Origin of the sequence: Streptomyces sp. URMC 127, assembly GCF_051386535.1 — a bacterium.
Lineage (GTDB): Bacteria > Actinomycetota > Actinomycetes > Streptomycetales > Streptomycetaceae > Streptomyces.
On sequence record NZ_JBPQTW010000273.1, the window covers coordinates 1 to 7,668 of the forward strand.

The window sequence follows — 7,668 nt, forward strand, 5'->3', positions numbered from 1 at the left end:
GCGGCGCAAAAACGAAGCGCCGTTTCTCGGTCGACGGCGCCCAGCGACCCCGCAATTGTTAGCGGCGGCGAAAACCCCTGACAAGCACTGTGACCTACGACCGACTTTCATAGCCGCACGAAATTCGCGCCCCCATCCCCCGGATTCCGCCCCCGTCAGCACTAAAGCAATTCGTAAGTGATCCAGGCCTCATGGGCCGCCTCACACCACAGGCCCGGCTTCATCACCCACCGAAGCGGTGCGGAACTCCCCGCATTCACCCTTCCCGCACACCCGTTCCCTTCGTAGGCTGCGCTGAACCGATCTTGCCTACGAGTGGGGAACGATCACATGCGTCGCGGATTAACGAGCCTCGCCAGCGCTGCCGCCGCCTGCCTGCTGCTCGCCGTACCGGCCTCGGCCGCCGTTCCGTCGCCGGGTGCGTCCGGTATCGGGGACCCCTACTACGCAGACGCCGGCAACGGCGGCTACGACGTCTCGCACTACGACCTCCGGCTGAAGTACCAGCCGCGGACGGACCGCCTGGAAGGGACGGCGACCCTCCTCGCCACCGCCACCCAGGACCTGAGCCGCTTCAACCTCGACTTCCTCCTCGACGTCGACGAGGTCCTGGTCAACGGGCAGAAAGCAACCTTCGCCCGGCCCGGCGGGTACGAGCTGGAGGTCACGCCCGCCAGGGCCGTGGAGCGGGGCGGCTCGCTCACGGTCGTCGTCCGCTACAGCGGCACGCCCTCGGAGAAGAAGTCGGGCCGCTACGGGGCCTGGCTCCGCACCCCGGACGGTGCGCTGGTCGCGGGCGAACCGACGTCGGCGCCCTGGTGGTACCCCGGCAACGACCACCCGGCCGACAAGGCCACCTACGACATCTCCGTCGCCGTACCGGACGGGCTGCAGGCGATCAGCAACGGCGTCCTCGCCTCGAAGACCTCGAAGCTGGGCTGGACGCGCTACAACTGGCGCTCCACCCAGCCGCAGGCCTCCTACCTGAGCACGCTCGCCATCGGCAAGTTCGACATCACGGAGGGCACGACCGCGAGCGGCATCCCGGTCGTCAACGCCTACAGCAAGGACCTCGGGGACAACCTCGCCCCGGCGAAGGCCAGCTTGGAGCGCACCGGCGAGGTCATCGACTGGGAGAGCTCCCTCTTCGGGCCGTACCCCTTCGCCGTGGCAGGCGGCTTCGTGCCGAACGTGCCGGGCCGCGGCGCGATCGAGACGCAGACGAGACCGTTCTACGCGCCCCGGTTGTTCGAGAACGGCGCGTTGAGGGAAGTGGTCGTGCACGAGATCGCGCACCAGTGGTTCGGCAACAGCGTCTCCGTACGCAACTGGAGCGACATCTGGCTGAGCGAGGGCTTCGCGACGTACGCGGAGTGGCTGTGGTCGGAGAAGGAAGGCGAGGGCACCGCCCAGGAAATCGCCGACTACGCCTACGCCTCCATTCCGGCCGACGACCCGTTCTGGCAGGTGAAGCCCGCCGACCCGGGCGCGGACCATGTGTTGCACGGCGCCGTGTACCAGCGCGGGGCCATGGCCTTGCAGGCCATGCGCAACCAGGTCGGCGACGAGGACTTCTTCGCCGTCCTCAAGCAGTGGCAGCAGGAGCGGCGGCACGGGAACGCCTCGGTGCAGGACTTCGTGCGCCTCGCGGAGCGGGTCTCCGGCAAGCCGCTGCGGGCGCTCTTCGACGCCTGGCTGTTCACGCCGTCGAAGCCGGCGCCGATGCCGCGGGCGGGCGGCAGCGGCGGCGCGCCCTCACTCGCGAAGCCGTCCCGGGCCCGGGGTCAGGACGAAGCCGGCTCGCAGGCCGGGGTCCCGGAGCCCAAGTCCTGGAAGAGGATCGAAGCGGCGGCGCGGCACTGCGGGACGATCACGCGCTGACTGCATGCAGGCCGGCTCCCCGCGGGCGTCACCCCGCCGCCTTGCGCGGCGCGGCGATGCGCGCGGCGGCCGCTGCGCAGCCGGTCATGCCCGCCTGCTCGCCGGACGAGCTCGCGGAGCAGGCCTGCGGTGCGGGCTCCGGCGCCGCGGCCTGTCCGGCCTGCCCGGCCTGTCCGGCGGCTCCGGCGGCCGCCGGGCCGGTTCCGGCGAAGGCCCGGAAGATCTTCTCCGTGGAGCCGGGGCCGTCCCGGTTCCCCAGTCCCCTCGGGACGGGGGGAACGGAGGGCACGGGAGGCATGGCGGCCGCGGGCGGCACGGCCGGTTCCGCCCGTGGCACGAGGGCCTCGGCCGCGGCCGCCGCGTCCGACACCACCGTGCCTGGGAGGCCGTGGTAGGAGGACCGCACGTGCACGGTCACCCCGTGCCGGCGGGCGTACTCCACGCTGCGCAGCGCCAGCACCTCGGCGCCCTGGAGGGCCATCTCCAGCATGGCCTCGTACGTCACGTGGCGCAGCAGCCGGGCGCCGGGGAAGACCTTGGGGTCGGCGGTGTAGACGCCGTCCACGTCCGTGCAGATCTCGCACACTTCGGCTCCGAGCGCGGCCGCCAGGGCGATCGCCGTGGTGTCAGAGCCGCCGCGCCCCAGGGTGGTGACCTCCCCGGTCTCCCGGCTGAGCCCCTGGAATCCGGCGACCAGCACGATCTCCCCGCGGTCGAGGGCCGCCCGGACGCGCTGCGGCTCGACGGCGATGACCTGGGCCCGGCCGTGGGTCGCCGTGGTGATCACGCCGGCCTGCGGGCCGGAGAAGGAGCACGCGCGGCCGCCGAGGTCCTGGATCGCCATTGCGGTCAGTGCGTTGGAGACCTGCTCGCCGGCCGCCAGCAGCATGTCCAGTTCGCGCGGCGAGGGGGTGGAGGTCACCTCCCGTGCGAGGCGGAGCAGCTCGTCGGTGGTGTCGCCCATGGCGGAGACCACGACGACGACGTCGTGGCCCTCGTCGTGCGTCGCCACGATGCGCTCGGCCACGTGCTTGATCCGTTCGGTGCTCCGCACCGAGGAGCCGCCGTACTTCTGGACGATGAGGTTCATCGGGTGGCTCCTCTCTGCCCCGGCCGCCCGGCCGCCGGGGCGGGGTGCCCGGCGCCGGGCCGGGCGGGCCGGGCGGTGGTGCGGGGGGTGCATGCGGAGACGGCGTCCACGAGGATCGAGCAGGCGGTGTCCACGACGTCGGGGGCGACGTTCAGGGGCGGGAGGAGCCGGACGACGGCGTCGTCGCGCCCGCCGCGTTCGACGATGAGGCCGTGGCGCAGCGCGTGGGCCTGGACGGCGGAGGCGACGCCGGTCGCGGGGCGGCCGCCGCCGGGGTCGGCCAGTTCGATGCCCCACATCAGGCCGCGGCCGCGCACGTCGCGGACCCACGGGTCGGCGGTCAGCTCGGCGAGCCGGTCCGCGAGCTGCTCGCCGCGCTCCCGGACGTTGCCGAGGACGTCGTCGCGCCGCATGATGCGGATCGCCTCGACTCCGGCGGCGAAGGCCAGCTGGTTGCCGCGGAAGGTCCCGATGTGCGCGCCGGGCGACCAGACGTCGAGGGCCGCGTCGTAGAGGATGAGGGCGACCGGCATGCCGATGCCGCTCAGCGCCTTGGACGCCACGATGACGTCCGGCTCGATGCCGTACTGCTCGAAGGCGAACCACGTTCCGGTGCGGCCGCAGCCCGTCTGCACCTCGTCGGCGATGAGGGGGATGCCGAGTTCCCGCGTGAGTGCACGGACGCGCCGCACGAACTCGGGGCGGGCGGGGATGGTGCCGCCCTCGCCCTGCACCAGCTCGATGATCACCGCGGCGGGCAGGGGGATGCCTCCGTTGCTGTCGTGGAGCGCGTCTTCCAGCTGGGCGGCGCAGTTCGTGGCGCAGCTGTCGGGTTCGAGGCCGAGGGGGCACCGGCTGCAGTAGGAGTACGGGAAGAAGTGGACGCCCGGCATTCCGTTGCGTACGGGTTCCTTGGGGGACACGAGGCCGCTGAGGGCCATCGCGGCGTGCGTGCTGCCGTGGAAGGCGCCCCGGAAGGAGACGATGTCGCCGCGGCCCGTCGCGGTCTTGCAGAGCTTGACGGCGGCTTCGACGGCGTTGGCGCCGGTCGGCCCGCAGAAGTGCACCTTCATCCGGTCCCGCAGCTCCGGCGGCAGCATGGACAGCTGGGCTTCGGTGAACTCGTCCTTGGCGGGTGTGGGGAAGTCCAGGCCGTGGGCGAGGACGTCCAGCTGGCGGGCCACGGCGCGGACGAGCTCGGGGTGGCCGTGGCCCAGCGAGAGCACGCCGGCACCGGCGAGGAAGTCGATGAAGACGTTCCCGTCGACGTCCCGGACGAAGCTGCCTTCGCCGTCCGCCAGCGCGATCGGCAGGTGGCGGGGGTAGGTGCGGGCCGCCGATTCCCGCTGCTCCTGGCGTGCGAGGAGTTCGGCCGAGCGGGGGCCGGGCAGGTCACCGCGGACGTACGGCGCCCTCGGGGTGCCGGGCTGCGGGGACGGTGTCATGGTGCCTCCACGGTGTGCCGCCGGGCGGGAAGCATCGGGGGCGGCGTGCGGTGCACTGCGGTGGACGAGGCCGGCCGGATCCGGCGCCGCCTGCGCAGGCGCCTCAGCGCGGGATCTGCCGGTTCCGTGCGGCGGGTGCCTCACATGCGGGCCACGGGCCGCCGGGGCCGGGACGGCGGGGCGGCCGGAACGGTCCGCTTCCCATCACTTCCTCCGGAAAGGAGATCTTTGCCGTTTCCCATCCTACGGAGTTCCGCCGACGCGGACCCGCGCAGGCCGTGATGAGGCCGGACCGCGGTAATGAGCACGGACGGCTACACGCCGTCACAGCGCTCGCGCCCGGCGGTCCCCGCGCGAAATTCGTGTGCGGATCATCTACTAGGTTGACAGGCTGTGACCATGAATTCCCCGCTCAACGACACCCCCGGCTCCGACGCGCGCGAGGAGGCACCTCCGACCGGCTGGATCACCACCCCCGTCGAGGAGCGCTTCCTGCGCGGCGCGATCGAAGCGGAGCGCACCGCCACGGGCGTGAAGCCGCACCGGCTGCCCGCCTGGGTCCGCCGGCAGTTCCCCGACCCGACCCTGGCGTCGATGGAGGCCCAGCCCTCCGGCGTGCGGCTCGTCTTCCGCACCCGGGCCACCGCCGTCGAGCTGGACGTGCTGCACACGAAGACGGTCTACAAGGGCATACCGCCGATGCCGGGCGGCGCGTACGATCTGGTCGTCGACGGCAGGAGGGCCGGGCGGGCCGAGGCGAGCGGCGGCAGCGTCACCACCGTGGACCTGGCCACGCAGGCCGTGGAGCACCGGCCGGGCCCGCCCGGCACCGTGCGGTTCGAGCGGCTGCCCGCCGGCGAGAAGGACGTCGAGATCTGGCTGCCGCAGAAGGAGAGCACCGAGCTGATCGCGCTGCGCACCGACGCCCCCGTCGAGGCCGCGCCGGACAGCGGCCGCAGGGTATGGCTGCACCACGGCAGTTCGATCAGCCACGGCACCAACGCGCCGGGCCCGACCGAGACCTGGCCGGCGCTGGCCGCCGCGCTGGGCGGCGTGGACCTGGTCAACCTGGGCTTCGGCGGCAACGCGCTGCTCGACCCGTTCACCGCGCGCACCATGCGGGACGTCCCCGCGGACCTCATCAGCGTCAAGCTCGGCATCAACCTCGTCAACCACGACCTGATGCGCGTGCGGGCCTTCGCGCCCGCCGTGCACGGCTTCCTCGACACCATCCGCGAGGGGCACCCCACCACGCCGCTGCTGGTCGTCTCGTCCGTGCTGTGTCCCCTGCAGGAGGACACCCCGGGCCCCGGCGCACCGGTCTTCGACGACGGGAAGCTCCGGTTCCGGGCGCTCGGCGACCCGTCGGACCCCTCGCGGCTGACGCTTCGCATCATCCGCGAGGAGCTCGCCCGCATCGTCGCGCAGCGCACGGCTGCCGGTGACGCGAACCTGCACTACCTGGACGGCCGCGAGCTCTACGGCGAGGCGGACTTCGCCGAGCTGCCGCTGCCCGACGAGATCCACCCGGACGCCGCCGGCCTGCGCCGCATCGGCGAGCGCTTCGCCGAGCGGGCGTTCGGCGCCGGGGGCCCGTTCGCCGTCTGAATCCACGGCCCGGCCGCAGCCGGGCGTGACCGCCGCCGCGGGGGCAGGGCCGCGGCGGCGGGGACCGGGCGGTTCAGCTCAGCCGGGTCGAGGCGTACACCTCGATCGCGTCGCGCTGGTACGCGGCCAGGCCCGGGGCGATCGACTCGTAGGCCGCGCGCCAGTGGTCGTTCTCCACGCAGGAGCGGCCGATCGCGCGGTACTCCTCGGCGGAGGCCGGCCGCATGCGGGCCAGGGTCCGGTACTGGGCGTCGATCTCGGCCTGCACGGGCCCGGCGCCGGCGGGCGTGCCGGCGGCCAGGAACTCGGCCAGCCGGATCATCCGGGCGGTGCGCTCGCGGTGCCCGGCCTCGATCTCGGCCTCGCTCATGTCCGCCGTGTGCCGCTCGATGGCCGCCGCGAGCTCCGGAAAGTCGCGCAGGCTCTTCATGTACTGGTCGGGCCGGATGCCTTCGAAGAGGTTCTCGGGCCGGTTGATGTCGATCACGGGTGTGCCGTCCTTCCTGGACTGCTCCAGTTCGGTGATCGTGCGGGAGACGGTCGCGGCCAGGGCGTCCAGCCGGTCCCGCTCGGCGAGCAGCCGGCGGTGGTGGCCGCGCAGCGCCTCCAGCTCGTCGACCTGCGCGGCCAGGACCCGGCCGATCTCGACCAGCCCCAGGCCCAGTTCGCGCAGCAGGAGGATCTGCTGCAGCCGCAGGAGCTGCCGCTCCCCGTAGTAGCGGTGGCCGCTGGGGCCGGTCCTGGCCGGCGGCAGCAGGCCCGTCTCGTCGTAGTGCCGCAGCGTCCGGGCCGTCACGCCCGACATCCGGGCGACCTCCGCGATCGGCCAGTCCATCGCCGTCTCCCCCGCGCTTCTTCACCGGGCCGGTCTCTCCGGCCCTGGTCACGACGGTAGAAGCTGCCGCAGCGGCAACTTCAAGCCCGGGCGGAGCACGGGAAATCCGATCGCTGCGCTCCCGCCCGCCGCACTATGGTGGCGGAATGCCCGAACTGCGCACCGCACGCCTCCTGCTCAGGGAGTGGCGGGAGTCCGACCTCGGCCCGTGGGCCGCCATGAACGCCGACCCGGAAGTGCGCCGGTACTTCCCGGGCGTTCTCACGCCGCAGGAGAGCGCGGCGTCGGCCGCCCGCTTCCAGGAGGACCTTGCCCGGCGCGGCTGGGGCTGGTGGGCGGTGGAGGTCGCGGCCACCGGGGAGTTCATCGGGTTCACCGGGCTGGACCCGGTGGAGGAGGACATGCCGTTCACCGGCGTCGAGGCCGGCTGGCGGCTGGCCCGCCCGGCCTGGGGCCACGGCTATGCCACCGAAGCCGCCCTGGCCGTCGTCGCCTTCGGCTTCGAGAGCCTCCGCCTTCCGGAGATCCTGGCCGTCACGACCGCCACCAACCTCCGGTCGCGGGCCGTGATGCGCCGTATCGGCATGGCCTACGATCCCGCCGACGACTTCGACGACCCGGACGTGCCCGAGGGCCCGCTCCGCCGGAACGTGGTCTACCGGCTCGCGGCCGGGAATCATCGGCCCGGCGAAGGGTAGGCCGGTAGGCCCCGGGAGGTGCCGGCCGGAGCCGGAGGAACGCCTCCCGGTCCGTGCGCAGAACGGAGGCCCGACAGACATGACCGCCCGCACGCTCGGCCGCACCCCGCC

Annotated in this window: 6 protein-coding genes; 3 read left to right on the forward strand and 3 right to left on the reverse strand. The window is 73.2% G+C overall.

What is annotated here, in order from left to right:
- Positions 1–330: 330 nt before the first annotated feature.
- Positions 331–1,881, forward strand: coding sequence for a M1 family metallopeptidase (locus ACSNOH_RS31605; RefSeq protein WP_436724882.1), 1,551 nt, complete (start codon positions 331–333; stop codon positions 1,879–1,881).
- A 28-nt stretch (positions 1,882–1,909) separates the two neighbouring features.
- On the opposite strand, the gene ACSNOH_RS31610 is transcribed toward ACSNOH_RS31605, so the two are convergent.
- Together ACSNOH_RS31610 and ACSNOH_RS31615 are read right to left on the reverse strand one after the other, a co-directional pair.
- Positions 1,910–2,971, reverse strand: coding sequence for an aspartate kinase (locus tag ACSNOH_RS31610; RefSeq protein ID WP_436724883.1), 1,062 nt, complete (start codon positions 2,969–2,971; stop codon positions 1,910–1,912).
- Positions 2,968–4,416 (reverse strand): aspartate aminotransferase family protein, encoded by a 1,449-nt coding sequence (locus tag ACSNOH_RS31615; protein WP_436724884.1) that lies wholly within the window; start codon positions 4,414–4,416, stop codon positions 2,968–2,970. Before ACSNOH_RS31615 ends, ACSNOH_RS31610 begins: the two co-directional genes overlap by 4 nt.
- A 399-nt stretch (positions 4,417–4,815) precedes the next feature.
- Between ACSNOH_RS31615 and ACSNOH_RS31620 the strand changes: the two genes are divergently transcribed.
- Positions 4,816–6,024: a GDSL-type esterase/lipase family protein gene (locus ACSNOH_RS31620; protein WP_436724885.1), complete on the forward strand. Its 1,209-nt coding sequence runs from the start codon at positions 4,816–4,818 to the stop codon at positions 6,022–6,024.
- 73 nt (positions 6,025–6,097) lie between these two features.
- On the opposite strand, the gene ACSNOH_RS31625 is transcribed toward ACSNOH_RS31620, so the two are convergent.
- Entirely contained in the window at positions 6,098–6,859 is a 762-nt protein-coding gene (locus tag ACSNOH_RS31625) for a MerR family transcriptional regulator (RefSeq protein ID WP_436724886.1), read from the reverse strand.
- Between the two features lie 146 nt (positions 6,860–7,005).
- Here ACSNOH_RS31625 and ACSNOH_RS31630 point away from each other — a divergent pair, with 146 nt between their 5' ends.
- Positions 7,006–7,557 carry a GNAT family N-acetyltransferase gene (locus ACSNOH_RS31630; RefSeq protein ID WP_436724887.1) on the forward strand — a complete coding sequence of 184 codons (552 nt, stop codon included), beginning with the start codon at positions 7,006–7,008 and terminating at the stop codon, positions 7,555–7,557.
- Positions 7,558–7,668 lie beyond the last annotated feature (111 nt).

Coding starts and splice junctions, on each gene's coding strand:
- ACSNOH_RS31615 (WP_436724884.1), bottom strand. CDS start 4,416: ATGACACCGTCCCCGCAGCCCGGCACCCCGAGGGCGCCGTACGTCCGC.
- ACSNOH_RS31620 (WP_436724885.1), top strand. CDS start 4,816: ATGAATTCCCCGCTCAACGACACCCCCGGCTCCGACGCGCGCGAGGAG.
- ACSNOH_RS31625 (WP_436724886.1), bottom strand. CDS start 6,859: ATGGACTGGCCGATCGCGGAGGTCGCCCGGATGTCGGGCGTGACGGCC.
- ACSNOH_RS31630 (WP_436724887.1), top strand. CDS start 7,006: ATGCCCGAACTGCGCACCGCACGCCTCCTGCTCAGGGAGTGGCGGGAG.
- ACSNOH_RS31605 (WP_436724882.1), top strand. CDS start 331: ATGCGTCGCGGATTAACGAGCCTCGCCAGCGCTGCCGCCGCCTGCCTG.
- ACSNOH_RS31610 (WP_436724883.1), bottom strand. CDS start 2,971: ATGAACCTCATCGTCCAGAAGTACGGCGGCTCCTCGGTGCGGAGCACC.